Here is a 15,247-nt window from a genome sequence, read left to right as displayed (position 1 = left end):
TCCCGGGCAGCGACGGAAAGCACAGCCAGCGATCAGACGTTGAAGCCCAGCGCCCGCAGCTGCTCGCGGCCGTCGTCGGTGATCTTGTCCGGGCCCCACGGCGGCATCCAGACCCAGTTGATCCGCAGGTCCTGGACCAGGCCGTCGGTGGCGGTCTTGGCCTGGTCCTCGATGACGTCGGTCAGCGGGCAGGCCGCCGAGGTGAGCGTCATGTCGATGGTGGCCACGTCGGACTCGTCGATGTGGATGCCGTAGATCAGGCCCAGGTTGACGACGTCGATGCCCAGTTCGGGGTCGACGACGTCCATCAGGGCCTCGGTCAGGTCCTCGACGGAGACGGTGCCGGCGGTGGTGCCGACGATGAGGCCGGTCGGCTGCTCCCCCGCGGCGGTGTCCGCAGCGGAGGGGGTTTCGTCAGTCATGGTCATTCCTCCTCTGCGGGATCAGTCGTTCACGGCGGGGTGCTGGGCGAGCGCCTGGGCGGTGGCGTCCTTCCAGGCCATCCAGCTGAGCAGGGCGCACTTGACCCGGGCCGGGTACTTGGAGACACCGGCGAACGCGACCGCGTCCTCCAGCACCTCCTCGTCGCCCTCGCCCTGGCCCTTGCTCTGCATCAGCTCCAGGAAGGCCTCCTGGACGGCCTGTGCCTCGCCGACGGTCTTGCCGACCACCAGGTCGTTCAGCACCGAGGCGCTGGCCTGGCTGATCGAACAGCCCTGGGACTCGTACGAGACGTCGGTGACCGTCGCGCCGTCGAGCTTCACCCGCAGGGTGATCTCGTCGCCGCACGTCGGGTTGACGTGGTGCACCTCGGCGTCGCCGTCCCGCAGCCCCTTGCCGTGCGGGTTGCGGTAGTGGTCCAGGATGATGTCCTGGTACATCGAGTCGAGCTTCATGATCGTCCTGCCCTGTCCCGTCAGCCGAAGAAGTTCCGGACGTGGTGCAGACCGTCGATCAGCGCGTCGACCTCGCCCGGCGTCGAGTACAGGTAGAACGACGCTCGCGTGGTCGCCGGAATTCCGTACCGCAGGCAGACCGGCCGCGCGCAGTGGTGTCCGACGCGCACGGCGATGCCCTGCTCGTCCAGCACCTGGCCCACGTCGTGCGGGTGGATGTCACCGAGGGTGAAGGAGATCGCGGCACCGCGGTCGACGGCCGTGCGCGGGCCGATGATCCGCAGGTCCGGGACCTCCAGCAGGCGCTCCACCGCGTACTCGGTGATCGCGTGCTCGTGCGCCGCGATCTTCTCCATGCCGATCGCCGACAGGTAGTCGATGGCCGCGCCGAGCCCGACCGCCTGGGCGATCGGCGGGGTACCGGCCTCGAACTTGTGCGGCGCCGGGGCGTAGGTGGACGAGCCCATGGTGACGGTCTCGATCATCTCGCCGCCGCCGAGGAACGGCGGGAGGTCCTCCAGCAGCTCCTGGCGGCCCCAGAGCACGCCGATGCCGGTCGGGGCCAGCATCTTGTGGCCGGTGAAGGCGACGAAGTCGGCCTCCAGCGCCTGCACGTCCAGCACCATGTGCGGGGCGGCCTGCGAGGCGTCGATGACGACCAGCGCGCCGACCGACTGGGCCTTGCGGACGATCGTCTCGACCGGGTTGACGGTGCCGAGCAGGTTGGAGACCAGGGTGAAGGAGACCACCTTGGTCTTCTCGGTGATCAGCTCGTCGATGTTCGACAGGTCGAGCCGGCCCTCGTCGGTCAGACCGAACCACTTGAGCTTCGCACCGGTGCGCTGCGAGAGCAGCTGCCACGGGACGATGTTGGAGTGGTGCTCCATCTCCGTGATCACGATCTCGGAGTCGGCGTCGACCCGGTACGGCTCGTCGGCCCAACCGAGCATGTTGGCAACGAGGTTGAGCGACTCGGAGGCGTTCTTGGTGAAGATCACCTCGTTGCGGCTCGGCGCGTTGACGAAGGCCGCGACCTTGTCGCGGGCGCCCTCGTACAGCGCCGTGGCCTCCTCGGCGAGCACGTGCACGCCGCGGTGGACGTTGGCGTTGTGCCGCTCGTAGTAGCCGGTCAGCGCGTCGAGCACCTGGCGCGGCTTCTGCGAGGTGGCCGCGTTGTCCAGGTAGACCAGCGGCTTGTCCTCGTGGAGCAGCCGCTGCAGGACCGGGAAGTCCTTGCGGATGGCGTCGGTGTCGAGCAGTCCCGTAAACGGATGGGTCACTCGGACGCGCCCCCCTTCACATACGCCTCGTAGCCCTCGTTCTCCAGCTTGTCGGCCAGCTCGGCGCCGCCGGACTCGACGATGCGGCCGCCCGCGAAGACGTGGACGTAGTCGGGCTTGATGTACCGCAGGATGCGGGTGTAGTGGGTCACCAGCAGGGTGCCGACCTCGCCGGTGGAGCGGACCCGGTTGATGCCCTCGGAGACGATCCGCAGCGCGTCGACGTCCAGGCCGGAGTCGGTCTCGTCGAGGATCGCGATCTTCGGCTTGAGGAGCTCCAGCTGGAGGATCTCGTGGCGCTTCTTCTCACCGCCGGAGAAGCCCTCGTTGACGTTGCGCTCGGCGAACGCCGGGTCCATCTGCAGGGCGGCCATCGCCTCCTTGACCTCCTTGACCCACAGCCGCAGCTTGGGGGCCTCACCGCGGACGGCGGTGGCGGCGGTGCGCAGGAAGTTGGAGACCGAGACGCCGGGAACCTCGACCGGGTACTGCATGGCCAGGAAGACGCCGGCCTTGGCACGCTCGTCGACGGACATCTCCAGGACGTCCTCGCCGTCCAGCAGCACGGTGCCGCCGGTGACGGTGTACTTGGGGTGGCCGGCCAGCGAGTAGGCCAGGGTGGACTTGCCGGAGCCGTTCGGACCCATGATGGCGTGGGTCTCGCCCTGCTTCACGGTCAGGTCGACGCCCTTCAGGATCTCGCGCGGGCCGTTCTCGGCCTCGACGGAGACGTGCAGGTCGCGGATTTCAAGGGTTGCCATGTGTACTCAGGACTCCTGGTTGACGGAGACGAGCACATCGTCCCCTTCGATCTTTACGGGGTAGACAGCGACCGGCTTGGTGGCGGGCAGGCCGGAGGGCTTGCCGGTGCGCAGGTCGAAGCTGGAACCGTGCAGCCAGCACTCGATCATGCAGTCCTCGACCTCGCCCTCGGAGAGCGAGACGTTCGCGTGCGAGCAGGTGTCGTTGATCGCGAACACCCCCTCGTCGGTGCGGACGATCGAGACCGGCACGCCGTTGAGGTCCACGCGCTTGGGAACGTCCTCCTGGAGGTCGCTCAGCGCGCAGGCACGGAGGAAGCTCATCGCGATCAGACCGCCGCTTCCAGCTCGGCGTCGATCTTCTCCATGAGGTGCTCCTGGACCTCGGCCACGCCGATCTGCTGGAGCAGCTCGGCGAAGAAGCCGCGGACCACCAGGCGGCGGGCCTCGTCGGCGGGGATGCCGCGGGCCATCAGGTAGAACAGCTGCTCGTCGTCGAAACGGCCGGTCGCCGAGGCGTGGCCGGCGCCGACGATCTCGCCGGTCTCGATCTCCAGGTTCGGGATCGAGTCGACCCGGGCGCCGTCGGTGAGCACCAGGTTCCGGTTGAGCTCGTAGGTGTCGGTGCCGAGTGCGGCGGCGCGGATCAGCACGTCGCCGACCCAGACCGCGTGCGAGTCCTGGCCCTGCAGCGCACCCTTGTACGCCACGTTGGACCGGCAGTGCGGCGTGTCGTGGTCGACGACCAGGCGGTGCTCCAGGTGCTGGCCGGCGTCCGCGAAGTACAGGCCGAACAGCTCGGCCTCGCCGCCGGGGCCCGCGTAGTTGACCCGCGGGTGCAGGCGGACCAGGTCGCCGCCGAAGGTGACGACCACGGACTTGTACGAGGCGTCCCGGCCGACCAGCGCGTTGTGCTGGGCGGCGTGGACGGCGTCCCGCTCCCAGTCCTGGACGGAGACGAAGGTCAGCTTGGCGCCGTCGCCGACCAGCAGCTCGACGTTGGCGGCCCGGGTGCCGGTGCCCGCGTGGTTGAGCACCACCACGGCCTCGGCGAACGGCTTGACGTCGATCACCACGTGGGCGAAGCGGACCCCGCCCTCGGCGCGCACGTCGATCTTGACCGGCTCGGTCAGCACCGCGTCCTTGGGGACGGTCACCACGAGCGCCTGGTCGAAGGCGCTGAAGGCCTGCGCGGCGACCCGGTCGACCGGCGTGCCGGCCTTGCCCAGGCGGGCGTCGTCCCGGCCGACGGTCTCGGCGGTGACGCCGTCCGGCAGCGTGAACTCGACCTTGTCCTCACCGCGCGCGGCATCGGCGGCCGTGCCGTCGTGCAGCCCGCCGAGGCGGTGCAGCGGGGTGAACCGCCAGTCCTCCTCGCGGCCGGTGGGCACCGGGAAGTCGTTCACGTCGAAGGACGGCTTGACCGCGACGCGCGCGTCGATCGGCTGCTGGACCGTGCTGCGGCCGGTGCCGGGGCCGGCGAGCTGCGCGCCGGCGCCGGCGGTGCCGACCTCGATCGAACCGGCGGTGGTGGAGCCGGTGGTGTTCTGCTCAGCCATGGCTGTTCGTTGTGCTCTCTTCCTCAGGAATTCCGGATGGATGGCGGCGGTACGGCCGATCGTCAGCCGACCGCGCCCTCCATCTGCAGCTCGATCAGCCGGTTGAGCTCCAGCGCGTACTCCATCGGCAGCTCGCGCGCGATCGGCTCGACGAAGCCGCGGACGATCATCGCCATGGCCTCGAACTCGGTCAGACCGCGGCTCATCAGGTAGAACAGCTGGTCTTCGCTGACCTTGGAGACCGTCGCCTCGTGGCCCATGGACACGTCGTCCTCGCGGACGTCCACGTACGGGTAGGTGTCCGAGCGGGAGATGGTGTCGACCAGCAGCGCGTCGCACAGCACGTTGGACTTGGCGCCCTTGGAGCCCTCACCGATCTCGATCAGACCGCGGTAGGAGGTGCGGCCGCCGCCGCGCGCCACCGACTTGGAGACGATGTTGGACGAGGTGTTCGGCGCCATGTGCACCATCTTGGCGCCGGCGTCCTGGTGCTGGCCCTCGCCCGCGAAGGCGATCGACAGGGTCTCGCCCTTGGCGTGCTCGCCCATCAGGTAGACGGCCGGGTACTTCATGGTGACCTTGGAGCCGATGTTGCCGTCGACCCACTCCATGGTCGCGCCCTCGTACGCCACGGCGCGCTTGGTGACCAGGTTGTAGACGTTGTTCGACCAGTTCTGGATGGTCGTGTAGCGGCAGCGGCCGCCCTTCTTGACGATGATCTCGACGACCGCCGAGTGCAGCGAGTCGGAGGAGTAGATCGGCGCGGTGCAGCCCTCGACGTAGTGGACGTAGGCGTCCTCGTCGACGATGATCAGCGTCCGCTCGAACTGGCCCATGTTCTCGGTGTTGATCCGGAAGTAGGCCTGCAGCGGGATGTCGACGTGCACGCCCTTCGGCACGTAGATGAACGAGCCGCCGGACCACACCGCGGTGTTCAGCGCGGCGAACTTGTTGTCGCCGGCCGGGATGACGGTGCCGAAGTACTCCTTGAACAGCTCCGGGTGCTCGCGCAGCGCGGTGTCGGTGTCCAGGAAGATGACGCCCTGCTCCTCCAGGTCCTCACGGATCTGGTGGTAGACGACCTCGGACTCGTACTGGGCGGCGACACCGGCGACCAGGCGCTGCTTCTCCGCCTCCGGGATGCCCAGCTTGTCGTAGGTGGCCTTGATGTCCGCGGGCAGGTCCTCCCAGGACTCGGCCTGCTTCTCGGTGGAGCGGACGAAGTACTTGATGTTGTCGAAGTCGATGCCGGTGAGGTCGGAGCCCCAGGTCGGCATGGGCTTCTTGCCGAACAGCTTCAGGCCCTTGAGACGCAGGTTGAGCATCCACTCGGACTCGCTCTTCTTCGCGGAGATGTCGCGCACGACCTCCTCGCTGAGCCCGCGCTTGGCCGTGGCGCCCGCGGCGTCCGGGTCGGCCCAGCCGTACTCGTAAGTGCCCAGGCCTTCGAGCTCCGGGTGCGAAACGGTGTCAGTCATGCGAGCTTCCTAACGCGCGGACGCAGAATCTTCGGTGGACGCTGAATCTTCAGTGGACATGCAGGCAGTCGGCGCCGCATCGGAACCGTGGCCCGCGGTGCGCTGGGCGGGCGACGATGCGGCACCGGGTGCCGGCACGTAGGTGGTGCAGACCCCGTCGCCGTGGGCGATGGTGGCCAGCCGTTGCACATGGGTGCCCAGGAGCTGGGAGAAGACCTCGGTCTCCGCCTCGCAGAGCTGCGGGAACTGCTCGGCGATGTGCGCGACCGGGCAGTGGTGCTGGCAGAGCTGGGCGCCCGCCGGGGCCTTGGCCCCGGCCGACGGGACACGCCGCACCGTGGCAGCGTACCCGTCCGCGCTCAGCGCCTGGGCAAGGACCTCCGGGCGTTCCCGGGCGTCGGCCTGCCGCAGGCTCTCCTGGTACTTCTCGCCCTGCTTGCCGAACCGGGCACGGGCGAAGGCGGCGACCGCCTCCTCGCCCGCCTTGCCGCCGCCCACCGCGTCGGAGATCCAGCGCAGTGCGTCGGCGGCGAGCTGGTCGTACGCCTGGTAGAAGGCGTCCCGGCCGGCGTCGGTGAGGGCGAAGACCTTGGCCGGACGGCCCCGGCCCCGGCTGCCGTAGACCCGCTGTTCGCGGGACTCGACCAGGCCGGTGGCGACCAGTCCGTCCAGGTGACGGCGGACGGCGGCGGCGGTGAGGCCGAGCCGGTTCGCCAGGTCGGCGGCGGAGGAGGGGCCGTGGTCCAGGATCGACCGGGCGACCCGGTCGCGGGTGGCCCGGTGGCCGTCCAGCAGCACCTCGGCCGCCGTCACGGGCACGTCGCAGTCGGGGGCCGACTCGGCCTCCGCCTGCGTGGTGTGCTCGCGCATGTTTTTCACAACACCAGTGTTGCGTAATTACTTCCGACAGGACAACCCGTGATCCAGGCCTCACCCGTGGCATCTGTCACGCAGGTAAGGCTTACCTGATCAGCGAAAACGATCACCAAGGCCGGTGTCCGGCCGGTCCGTTCGGCCCTCTTAGACTCGCCGGTATGCACTCCGAACCCGCGGTCCAGGTCGCCGGGCTGGTCAAGCACTACGGCACTGGGTTCAACAACCGCGTGACCGCGGTGGACGGCCTCGACCTGACCATCATGAGCGGCACGATCACCGCCGTCCTCGGCCCCAACGGCGCCGGCAAGACCACCACCATCGAGACCTGCGAGGGCTACCGCCGCCCCGACGCCGGCACCGTCCGCGTCCTCGGCCTCGACCCGGTCACCCAGAGTGCCGCCCTGCGGCCCCGGATCGGCGTCATGCTCCAGTCCGGGGGCGTGTACGCGGGCGCGCGCGCCGTGGAGATGCTGCGGCACACCGCCAGACTGCACGCCCACCCGCTGGACGTGGACACCCTGGTCGAACGCCTCGGCCTCGGCTCCTGCGGCCGTACCACCTACCGCCGGCTCTCCGGCGGCCAGCAGCAGCGGCTCGCCCTCGCGATGGCCGTGGTCGGCCGCCCCGAACTGGTCTTCCTGGACGAGCCCACCGCCGGCCTCGACCCGCAGGCCCGCCGCGCCACCTGGGACCTGGTCCGCGACCTGCGCCGGGACGGCGTCACCGTGGTGGTCACCACCCACCACATGGACGAGGCCGAACAGCTCGCCGACCACGTCGCCATCGTCGACCACGGCAAGGTCATCGCCGGCGGCACCACCGAGGAGCTGTGCCGCGGCGGCGCCGAGGACGCCCTGCGCTTCGACGGCCCGCCCGGCCTCGACCTCGGCCCGCTGCTCAAGGAACTGCCCGCGGGCGCCACCGCCACCGAGACCGCCCCCGGCAGCTACCGGGTCGAGGCGCCGCTCGACCCCAGCCGGCTGCTGGCCGCCGTCACCGGCTGGTGCGCGGGCTCCGGCATCCTGCCCGAACGGCTGGCCGTCCAGCGCCGCAGCCTCGAAGACGTCTTCCTCGACCTGACCGGACGGGAGCTCCGCTCGTGACCACCACAACGGACGCGACGCCCACCGACTTCTCCCCGAAGCCCGGCGCCGCCCCGGTCGGGCGGATGCTGCTCGCCCAGACCGCCTTCGAGACCAGGATGCTGCTGCGCAACGGTGAGCAGCTGCTGCTCACCGTGGTCATCCCCACCGTGCTGCTGGTGCTGTTCTCCGCCGTCGACATCGTCGCCGTGGACGGCCCCGGCAAGCGGGTCGACTTCCTGGCGCCCGGCCTGCTCGCCCTGGCCGTGATGTCCACCGCCTTCACCGGGCAGGCCATCGCCACCGGCTTCGAGCGCCGCTACGGCGTGCTCAAGCGGCTCGGCGCCAGCCCGATGCCGCGCTGGACGCTGCTGACCGCCAAGACCGGCTGCGTGCTGGTCACCGAGGTGCTGCAGGTCGCGCTGCTGTCGGTGGTCGCCCTGGCGCTCGGCTGGTCCCCGCACGGACTCGCCACACCGCAGGGGGCCCTGGCGGTCGCCGCCCTGCTGGTCCTCGGCACCGCCGCCTTCTCCGGGCTGGGCCTGCTGATGGCCGGCACCCTCAAGGCCGAGGCCACCCTGGCCGCCGCCAACCTGGTGTTCGTCCTGCTGCTGCTGGCCGGCGGGGTGATCGTGCCGCTGAGCAAGTTCCCCGACGCCGTGCGGTCGGTGCTGGAACTGCTGCCGATCTCGGCGCTCTCGGACGGCCTGCGCTCGGTGCTCCAGCACGGCGCCGGGGTGCCCTGGTCCGACCTCGGCATCCTGGCCGGCTGGGCCGTCCTCGGGCTGGCCGCGGCCGCCCGGTTCTTCCGCTGGGAGTAACGCCCCCGGCACTCGACGCACGACGCCCCCGGCCTCAACCGGCCGGGGGCGTCGCGGTTTTCAGGTGTCAGCTCGCGCTGCCGCCACGGCGCTTGCGGGCCAGCAGCACCAGCGCGCCACCGACCAGCAGCACACCGCCGCCGGCCGCCGCGATGATCGGGGTGGCGTCGCTGCTACCGGTCTGGGCGAGCGCCGGGGCGCTGGTGCTGGGCGCCGGGGCGGCCGGGGTCGTGCTGGGGGTGGGGGTCACCGTCGGAGTCGTGCTCGGCGTGGGCGTCGCCGACGGGGTCCCGGTCGGCGTCGGCGTCGGGGTGGGGGTCTTGGTGGGGGTGGGGGTCGGGGTGGGGGTGGGCGTCTTGGTGGGGGTCGGGGTGGGCGTCGGCGTCGGGGTGTGGCACGGCGCGATGGTCTTGGTCTCGTCGATGCTCCAGCCCTTCTCGGCCGGGGTCTCGGTGGTCTTGACCACCAGGTGCGCCGTGACCGGGGCGTCGTGGTCCTTCACCGGGAAGGTGCCGTGGAACTCCGCCGGGAACCCCTTGGCGTCCAGGACCTTCTCGTCGCCGACGGTGAGGCTGACGGTGTTCTTCACGTCAGGCTTGGGGCTGTAGTTGATCAGGTCGATGACGACCTTGTCGCAGGTCACCGACCAAGTCGGTACGTGTGCCGAGGCGTTGGTGGCCAGCGCCAGGGGCAGGAGGAATCCGGCCGCCGCCGTGCTCGCGAGTGCCGCCGCGCCCATCCGAATGTTCCGCTGCTGTCGCGCCATTACCTGTTCCCCTCCGAACGGTCTTGCGCAGCAGGCGGGTTGAAGTGGTTCGCGGTGGCCCGCTACGACATGTCCGGGGGACTCTACCGGCACTTCCTCACCCCACCACACCCCGCCGCGCGACCGGATTTCGTCTGTCGGTCCGTTTCCGGATGTGCATGACCAGCCCATCACAGCCGTCACCTCGCACAACGCGGATCCGGCGAAGTTGAATGGACTTCGTCACCTTAGGAACACAACGGCGCCCCCGGCGATCAGGTTCAATCACCAGGGGCGCACTGTCGATCAGTCGACGAACATCCGGGGCATTCCGACCGGTCAGGCCTTCCCGGCCGCCTTGCGCCGGGCCGCCACCACGATCCCGCCACCGGCCGCGAGCACCACGGCACCGCCGATCGCCAGCGGCAGCACCGGACCGGAGCCGGTGTGCGCCAGGTCGCCGCCCTCGTTCGCCCGGGCGGACGGGCTGGCCGAGGCACCCGGCACGGCCGCCGAGGCGGAGGCGGACGGGCTGGGCGAGCCGCTCCCGCCCGGCTTGCCGGTCGCCGGAACGCTCGGGGAGCCGGACGGCCCGGTCGAGGCGCTCGGCGTCACCGGGGTGGTCGGCGAGCCGCTCGGCGTCACCGGCGGGGTGACGGGCGGAGCGACGGGCGGCGTGGCCGGGGTGGTGGGCACCACGGTGCCGGGCAGGCAGCCGGTGAACGGGTAGTGGTGGGTCTCCGCGCCGCCCTTGCCGGTCAGCGAGGCCGCGATCACCGAACCGTTGACCGGGCCGCCGCTACCGAGGTCGAAGGCCGCGTTGGGCGCCAGCACCGTGCCGGCCCAGGCGGCCTTGCCGTTCTTGACCACCTTGGTCGCGGTGGGGAAGTTCCAGAGCAGCCTGGCCCGGATCGCGCCGCCCGCCGCGCTCTGCAGCTTGTCGTCCAGCACGAAGGCCGACGTGCCCTCGTCCCACAGGTGGAAGCCGGCGGTCCCGGCCGCCGCCATGTCGTACGAGCCGCCGGTCACGTTGATGACGGTCACCGAGCCGGCCGGCACCTTGACGAAGACGTCCTTGGCGCCCTGGAGCTTCGCGGCGTCGACGGTGAAGCTGTTGTACGTGGCGTCGCCGCCGGTGAAGGTCAGCTCAGCGCCCTTGGCCTGGACGGTGGCTCCGGCCGTCTGCGGCACGGCGGCCAGCGAGGTGGCGGCGGCGCGCAGCTTGGTGAACTCGGCCTTGAAGTCGATCGGCGAGGCTCCCTGGGCGATCGTCCCGGCGTGGGCCTGGACGACGGCGCCGTCGGCCTTGGAGCCGTAGACGCCGTTGCCCTTCATCACCTGGGTGTTGTGGCCGGTGATCTTGCCGGCCACGACCAGCGCGTTCTTGCCGGGCAGGGCGTCGACCTCGGCGGCGGTCAGCTCCTGGCCGACCGAGAAACCGCCGGTGAAGTCGGCGTTGCCGCCGACCGCGACCGCGCCCTCGGCGTCGGGGGTGTGGGTGTCGTCGCCCTCGATGAACTCGCCGTAGAGGTTGGCGACCCCGAGGCTGCGGCACTCCCGGTCGGTGCCGACAGTGCCGAGGGTGCCGACGGCGTGGGCGGCCGGGGCGATCAGGCCGGCCAGGGCGAGCGAGCCGCCGACCGCGAGCGCGGCGGCGGAAGTGGATATGCGCATGTGCAGGATCTCCGCTGCGTGCGGGAGGAGTGGGAGAGGCCCGAAAAAAGGTATGGACCAATCCGCACTCTTTCGGCCGAACGGGTGAATGGTCAAGACCAATGACCGCCTTGCCCGAACAGTCCTGTTTGGTCCCCGGCCGGTCCGGGTAGCGCCCGACCCCGCGCCCCGCGCCAAGATCGCCTGTAAGGCCACCTACGATTGACCGCGTGCCTAACCTCTTCTCCCTGCTCGCCGAGCGCTGGCAGCCCTCCGCCGCGATGGTCCGGCGCGCCGCGTTCGCCGCGCTGGTGATGAGCGTGGTGATCGTCGTCACCGGCGGCGCCGTCCGGCTCACCGCCTCCGGCCTCGGCTGTACGACGTGGCCCCGCTGCACCGCCGACAGCCTGACCCCGACGGCCGAAATGGGCTTCCACGGCATCGTCGAGTTCACCAACCGGATGCTCACCTATGTGCTGAGCGCGGCCGTCGGCTGGGCGATTCTCGCCGCCCGCTGCCACCGCCCCTGGCGGCGCAGCATGACCAAGCTCGGCTGGGCCCAGTTCTGGCTGGTGATGAGCAACGCCGTGCTCGGCGGCATCACCGTACTGACCGGCCTGAACCCGTACACCGTGGCGCTGCACATGATCGCCGCGATGGCGCTCGTCTGGGTCGCCCTGCTGATGTGGGAGCGCAGCAAGGAAGGCGACGGCGCACCGAAGTTGTCGGTGGCCCGGCCCATCCACCAACTCTCCTACGTCCTGGTCACCGTCGTCGGCCTGCTCGTCGCCGCCGGCACGTTGGTCACCGGCGCCGGCCACCACCCGGGCACCCCGCAGGACAACAAGATCGTCCCGCGCATCCCGATCGACTACGACAGGTTGGCCCAGTTCCACGCCGACTTCGCGTTCATCTCGGTCGGCCTCACCATCGCCCTGATCTTCGTCTTCGCGGCCGTGAAGGCCCCCCAGGCAGCCAAGTCCCGCACCAAGGAACTCCTCGCGGTCCTGCTGCTCCAGGGCGTCCTCGGCTTCATCCAGTACTTCACGGATGCTCCCGAGCTGATGGTCGGCCTCCACATGCTCGGCGCCAGCCTGACGTGGATCGCCGCCCTCCGCATCCCGCTCGCCCTCCGCGTACGCGAGGCAGAGGAGATCACCGACCAGCTCCCCGCCCGGGCCCCGCAAGCTGCCGCAGTCTGAGGTACGACGAAGGGCCCCCATCCCGGGCGGTTTCTAGTGGTCGTCGCAACACGTGGTCGGTTGTCTAGGCCGCGATGAGTTTATGCAGGCGCTCGGCTGGGGTTTCCCAGCCGAGCGTTTTGCGTGGGCGGCGGTTGAGCTGGTCGGCGACGGCGGCCAGGTGCTCCGGGGTGTGGACCGAGAGGTCGGTGCCCTTGGGGAAGTACTGCCGCAGCAGGCCGTTGGTGTTCTCGTTCGAGCCGCGCTGCCAGGGGCTGGCCGGGTCGCAGAAGTAGACCGGGACGCCGGTGGCAACGGTGAACGAGCGGTGGGCGGCCATCTCGGCGCCCTGGTCCCAGGCCAGGGAGCGCTTGAGCTCGACGGGCAGGGTCTGGACGGTTTCCACGAGGGCGTCGCGGACCTGCTCGGCGGTGCGGCCGTGGGGCAGGTGCAGGAGTGTCACGTAGCGGGTGGCGCGTTCGACCAGGGTGCCGATGGCGGAGGCTCCGTCCTTGCCGATGATCAGATCGCCTTCCCAGTGGCCGGGAACCGCGCGGTCCTCGGCCTCGGCGGGGCGTTCGCTGATCATCACCATCGGGTCGATGAAGCGCGGCCTGCGGCAGTTGGCCTGGCGGTGCGGGACACGGCGAGCCCGGCCGCTGCGCAGGGCGCCGGCCAGCTCGCGTCGCAACTCGCCCCGCCCTTGGACGTAGAGCGCCTGGTAGACGGTTTCGTGGACCACGTGCATCTCCGGCCGGTCGGGGAACTGTGCCCGCAGAGCGTGGCATATCTGCTCCGGGCTCCACCGCTCGTCCAGCATCACCTGGACCGCCTCCCCCAGCTGCGGATTCGAGGGGATCTTTCGGGGCTTGGGGCGGGGCCGGCGGGCGTCGGCGCGGGCCTGGGCGGCGTGCGGGCGGTAGTGCCACTGGCCGCGAGTGCCATCGGTGCGGTTGCGGCGGATCTCCCGGCTGACGGTGGACGGACTGCGGCCCAGCTCGGCGGCGATCGCCCGCACCGTGGCCTTCTCCCGCAGCCGGTCGGCGATGTGGATCCGCTCGTCCTCGCGCAGGTACCTGGATGCGCCCGAAGGCGGCACCACCGCGTGAATCGGTGGTGCCGCCTTCTGCCGACCGTCGGCACTGCGGCCGTTGCGCCACTTGCGGCCCGTCCGCGGATCGATGCCCACGGCCCGGCAAGCCTCGGTGTTGCTGTAGCCCTGCTGCATGAGCCGGGAGTATGCCGCCCGTTCCCGGCTCAACCTCACAGGCCCCTGAGCTGTCCGGTCCTTGCAGATCTCGAAGTCCAATGCATCCCCTGAACTGGGGTGTTGCAACGACTCCTAGAACCCAAGACGGATGGGGGCCCTTCGCCATGTCATCTCAGGCCCGTGCCATCGGACGGTCCAGATCCAGCACCATCACATCGTGCCGAGCCGCGCCCTCCCAGGGGATGGCCGACCCGACGCGCGCATAGCCCCACGCTCGGTAGGACGCCTGGGCCGCGATCGCCTCCGGTCGGCTGTTCAGCATCACCCGGGCGTTGTCGATTCCTTCGATGAGGTCGCGGTGCATGCGAGTGGCGACGCCTTGGCGACGCCACTCGGGCCGAACTGCCAGCTCGAAGAGACCGAATGTCCGCTCTCCGTCCTCACGTCTGAGGTCCTCGGACACCGGATCGATCAACGTGTCCCACCATCCGGTGCTCTCCGACAGCGGGTAGCCGTACGCCATGCCCACAACGGTGTCTCCGTCGAAGGCAATCGCCGCCCGGAACCCCCGCCGACGCACCTGCGAGCGGAACCGGCGAAACGCCCGCTCCACGTCGGCCGGCCCCTCGCCGTAAGGAGGCTCCGCGAACGCCTCCGCGAACACCTCCTTCAACTGGCCCTCCAGCTCAGCCGCCTGGCTGCCGTCCAAGAGCCGAACCGCCACCGTCGCACCGCCCTACCACTGAGAGACCGCAGGCGTATCAACGTTGTCAAAGCAGATGTCGGCCGTCGTGGGTCCGAACGCTTGATGCCACGTCGTCCCGAAGCGCGTCCAAGACACGTACCGCGTAGACCTCGGCCATGCGCTCGGAGACCTCAACCGGTGTGAGCCAGTTGACTTCGACCGACTCGTCCGAGAGTCGCTCTCCCCCGCTCTCCGGTCGGCAGCGGAGAACGAGAGCAACGATCCCTCGGCTCACGTTCTTATACACGCCGGTCAGCCTTTCCACGCCGACCTTGATCCCGGTCTCCTCGTAGACCTCGCGGCGCACCCCGTCCTCGATAGCCTCGTCCAGCTCCAGCACGCCACCCGGAGGTTCCCAAGTCCCGTTGTCAGCACGGCGAATCGCCAGCACCCGACCGTCCTCGCGCACCACCACCCCCGCGACGGACACGGAGTGGAGCGGCGTTGACTGGGATTTCCCGGCGCTGTTACTCATGTGCAGGAGGATAGGAGCCCTGAAGGACTATGGCGAGTGGTGAAGTGGCCTCGTCGGCCACAGCGAAGTACCTACAGATCGCGGCTGACATCGCCGCACAGGTCAAGTCGGGCGCTCTTGCTCCCGGTGCGACCGTGCCCAGCGAAGCGGAGCTCATGCAACGGTACGGAGTCGCTTCCGGGACGGTTCGCAAGGCCATCGCCGAACTCCGAACGACGCAGCTGATCGAGACGCACCACGGTCGAGGCTCTTTTGTCCGCTCCCGCCCTCCGGTACAGCGGAAGTCTGCGGACCGATTCCGCCGCGCCCACCGCAAAGCCGGCAAGGCCGCGTACCTCGCAGAGGCGGAGACCTCCGGCGGCGTCCCGTCCGTGACCGTGCTGTTCGTGGAAGTGGAGGCTGCGCGGGTTCCCCAGTGGGCTCCCGCAGGAGCGAAGCTGCATCTCAGCAGGTCAGCCAGCCGGGAAGGGCGAATCTGTTGATCT

General features: G+C 70.1%; 17 protein-coding genes. 4 read left to right on the top strand and 13 right to left on the bottom strand.

Translation table 11 applies throughout. The annotated features are described in order from the left end of the window. Nucleotides 1-32: 32 nt before the first annotated feature. The 8 genes from ACZ3YL_RS38620 to ACZ3YL_RS38585 all read right to left on the bottom strand — a co-directional run bounded on the left by ACZ3YL_RS38620 (nucleotide 33) and on the right by ACZ3YL_RS38585 (nucleotide 6,844). Nucleotides 33-422, bottom strand: a complete 390-nt coding sequence (locus ACZ3YL_RS38620; RefSeq protein ID WP_223241945.1) for a metal-sulfur cluster assembly factor — start codon at nucleotides 420-422, stop codon at nucleotides 33-35. A 21-nt stretch (nucleotides 423-443) separates the two neighbouring features. Then, the gene (sufU, locus tag ACZ3YL_RS38615) at nucleotides 444-896 is read right to left on the bottom strand and encodes a Fe-S cluster assembly sulfur transfer protein SufU (protein ID WP_188303625.1); all 453 of its coding nucleotides are present in this window, start codon (nucleotides 894-896) and stop codon (nucleotides 444-446) included. A gap of 20 nt (nucleotides 897-916) precedes the next feature. Continuing rightward, a complete protein-coding gene (locus ACZ3YL_RS38610; protein ID WP_188303624.1) occupies nucleotides 917-2,176 on the bottom strand; it encodes a cysteine desulfurase in 1,260 nt (419 codons plus the stop codon). Next, nucleotides 2,173-2,937 carry a Fe-S cluster assembly ATPase SufC gene (gene sufC, locus ACZ3YL_RS38605; RefSeq protein WP_188303623.1) on the bottom strand — a complete coding sequence of 255 codons (765 nt, stop codon included), beginning with the start codon at nucleotides 2,935-2,937 and terminating at the stop codon, nucleotides 2,173-2,175. The genes ACZ3YL_RS38610 and sufC overlap by 4 nt, the downstream gene beginning before the upstream one ends. A 6-nt stretch (nucleotides 2,938-2,943) precedes the next feature. Continuing rightward, the gene (locus ACZ3YL_RS38600; RefSeq protein WP_188303622.1) at nucleotides 2,944-3,261 is read right to left on the bottom strand and encodes a bifunctional 3-phenylpropionate/cinnamic acid dioxygenase ferredoxin subunit; all 318 of its coding nucleotides are present in this window, start codon (nucleotides 3,259-3,261) and stop codon (nucleotides 2,944-2,946) included. Nucleotides 3,262-3,266: 5 nt separating this feature from the next. After that, nucleotides 3,267-4,496 carry a Fe-S cluster assembly protein SufD gene (gene sufD, locus ACZ3YL_RS38595; RefSeq protein WP_188303621.1) on the bottom strand — a complete coding sequence of 410 codons (1,230 nt, stop codon included), beginning with the start codon at nucleotides 4,494-4,496 and terminating at the stop codon, nucleotides 3,267-3,269. A 62-nt stretch (nucleotides 4,497-4,558) separates the two neighbouring features. Further along, complete coding sequence (sufB, locus tag ACZ3YL_RS38590) at nucleotides 4,559-5,974, bottom strand: Fe-S cluster assembly protein SufB (RefSeq protein WP_188303620.1); 1,416 nt, start codon at nucleotides 5,972-5,974, stop codon at nucleotides 4,559-4,561. A gap of 9 nt (nucleotides 5,975-5,983) precedes the next feature. Then, on the bottom strand, nucleotides 5,984-6,844 hold the full coding sequence (locus tag ACZ3YL_RS38585) for a helix-turn-helix transcriptional regulator (RefSeq protein WP_188303619.1): 861 nt from the start codon (nucleotides 6,842-6,844) through the stop codon (nucleotides 5,984-5,986). A gap of 164 nt (nucleotides 6,845-7,008) precedes the next feature. Here ACZ3YL_RS38585 and ACZ3YL_RS38580 point away from each other — a divergent pair, with 164 nt between their 5' ends. Together ACZ3YL_RS38580 and ACZ3YL_RS38575 are read left to right on the top strand one after the other, a co-directional pair. Further along, nucleotides 7,009-7,953 carry an ABC transporter ATP-binding protein gene (locus ACZ3YL_RS38580; RefSeq protein ID WP_188303618.1) on the top strand — a complete coding sequence of 315 codons (945 nt, stop codon included), beginning with the start codon at nucleotides 7,009-7,011 and terminating at the stop codon, nucleotides 7,951-7,953. A 65-nt stretch (nucleotides 7,954-8,018) separates the two neighbouring features. Next, nucleotides 8,019-8,753, top strand: a complete 735-nt coding sequence (locus ACZ3YL_RS38575) for an ABC transporter permease (RefSeq protein ID WP_188303635.1) — start codon at nucleotides 8,019-8,021, stop codon at nucleotides 8,751-8,753. Between the two features lie 67 nt (nucleotides 8,754-8,820). On the opposite strand, the gene ACZ3YL_RS38570 is transcribed toward ACZ3YL_RS38575, so the two are convergent. Next, nucleotides 8,821-9,519: an LAETG motif-containing sortase-dependent surface protein gene (locus tag ACZ3YL_RS38570; RefSeq protein WP_465662222.1), complete on the bottom strand. Its 699-nt coding sequence runs from the start codon at nucleotides 9,517-9,519 to the stop codon at nucleotides 8,821-8,823. A 318-nt stretch (nucleotides 9,520-9,837) separates the two neighbouring features. After that, nucleotides 9,838-11,172: a choice-of-anchor A family protein gene (locus tag ACZ3YL_RS38565; RefSeq protein ID WP_465662220.1), complete on the bottom strand. Its 1,335-nt coding sequence runs from the start codon at nucleotides 11,170-11,172 to the stop codon at nucleotides 9,838-9,840. A 209-nt stretch (nucleotides 11,173-11,381) separates the two neighbouring features. Between ACZ3YL_RS38565 and ACZ3YL_RS38560 the strand changes: the two genes are divergently transcribed. Continuing rightward, nucleotides 11,382-12,353 carry a COX15/CtaA family protein gene (locus ACZ3YL_RS38560; protein ID WP_465662218.1) on the top strand — a complete coding sequence of 324 codons (972 nt, stop codon included), beginning with the start codon at nucleotides 11,382-11,384 and terminating at the stop codon, nucleotides 12,351-12,353. Between the two features lie 64 nt (nucleotides 12,354-12,417). Here the strand turns inward: ACZ3YL_RS38560 and ACZ3YL_RS38555 are convergent, their stop codons facing one another. From ACZ3YL_RS38555 to ACZ3YL_RS38545, 3 genes are all read right to left on the bottom strand, one after another. After that, nucleotides 12,418-13,560 carry an IS30 family transposase gene (locus ACZ3YL_RS38555; RefSeq protein ID WP_465662216.1) on the bottom strand — a complete coding sequence of 381 codons (1,143 nt, stop codon included), beginning with the start codon at nucleotides 13,558-13,560 and terminating at the stop codon, nucleotides 12,418-12,420. A gap of 154 nt (nucleotides 13,561-13,714) precedes the next feature. Next, the gene (locus ACZ3YL_RS38550) at nucleotides 13,715-14,251 is read right to left on the bottom strand and encodes a GNAT family N-acetyltransferase (protein ID WP_465662214.1); all 537 of its coding nucleotides are present in this window, start codon (nucleotides 14,249-14,251) and stop codon (nucleotides 13,715-13,717) included. Between the two features lie 61 nt (nucleotides 14,252-14,312). Continuing rightward, nucleotides 14,313-14,774 carry an NUDIX hydrolase gene (locus tag ACZ3YL_RS38545; protein WP_188308926.1) on the bottom strand — a complete coding sequence of 154 codons (462 nt, stop codon included), beginning with the start codon at nucleotides 14,772-14,774 and terminating at the stop codon, nucleotides 14,313-14,315. A 17-nt stretch (nucleotides 14,775-14,791) separates the two neighbouring features. Here ACZ3YL_RS38545 and ACZ3YL_RS38540 point away from each other — a divergent pair, with 17 nt between their 5' ends. Beyond that, entirely contained in the window at nucleotides 14,792-15,244 is a 453-nt protein-coding gene (locus ACZ3YL_RS38540; protein WP_465662212.1) for a GntR family transcriptional regulator, read from the top strand. Nucleotides 15,245-15,247 lie beyond the last annotated feature (3 nt).

Source organism: Kitasatospora sp. NPDC023176, assembly GCF_055560495.1.
This window is presented reverse-complemented; position numbering and strand designations above follow the sequence as displayed.

What these genes read in the sequence shown, in the direction of transcription:
- ACZ3YL_RS38620 (WP_223241945.1), bottom strand. Translation starts at nt 422, where the DNA reads ATGACTGACGAAACCCCCTCCGCTGCGGACACCGCCGCGGGGGAGCAG.
- sufU (WP_188303625.1), bottom strand. Translation starts at nt 896, where the DNA reads ATGAAGCTCGACTCGATGTACCAGGACATCATCCTGGACCACTACCGC.
- sufC (WP_188303623.1), bottom strand. Translation starts at nt 2,937, where the DNA reads ATGGCAACCCTTGAAATCCGCGACCTGCACGTCTCCGTCGAGGCCGAG.
- ACZ3YL_RS38600 (WP_188303622.1), bottom strand. Translation starts at nt 3,261, where the DNA reads ATGAGCTTCCTCCGTGCCTGCGCGCTGAGCGACCTCCAGGAGGACGTT.
- sufD (WP_188303621.1), bottom strand. Translation starts at nt 4,496, where the DNA reads ATGGCTGAGCAGAACACCACCGGCTCCACCACCGCCGGTTCGATCGAG.
- sufB (WP_188303620.1), bottom strand. Translation starts at nt 5,974, where the DNA reads ATGACTGACACCGTTTCGCACCCGGAGCTCGAAGGCCTGGGCACTTAC.
- ACZ3YL_RS38585 (WP_188303619.1), bottom strand. Translation starts at nt 6,844, where the DNA reads ATGCGCGAGCACACCACGCAGGCGGAGGCCGAGTCGGCCCCCGACTGC.
- ACZ3YL_RS38580 (WP_188303618.1), top strand. Translation starts at nt 7,009, where the DNA reads ATGCACTCCGAACCCGCGGTCCAGGTCGCCGGGCTGGTCAAGCACTAC.
- ACZ3YL_RS38575 (WP_188303635.1), top strand. Translation starts at nt 8,019, where the DNA reads ATGCTGCTCGCCCAGACCGCCTTCGAGACCAGGATGCTGCTGCGCAAC.
- ACZ3YL_RS38570 (WP_465662222.1), bottom strand. Translation starts at nt 9,519, where the DNA reads ATGGCGCGACAGCAGCGGAACATTCGGATGGGCGCGGCGGCACTCGCG.
- ACZ3YL_RS38565 (WP_465662220.1), bottom strand. Translation starts at nt 11,172, where the DNA reads ATGCGCATATCCACTTCCGCCGCCGCGCTCGCGGTCGGCGGCTCGCTC.
- ACZ3YL_RS38555 (WP_465662216.1), bottom strand. Translation starts at nt 13,560, where the DNA reads ATGCAGCAGGGCTACAGCAACACCGAGGCTTGCCGGGCCGTGGGCATC.
- ACZ3YL_RS38540 (WP_465662212.1), top strand. Translation starts at nt 14,792, where the DNA reads ATGGCGAGTGGTGAAGTGGCCTCGTCGGCCACAGCGAAGTACCTACAG.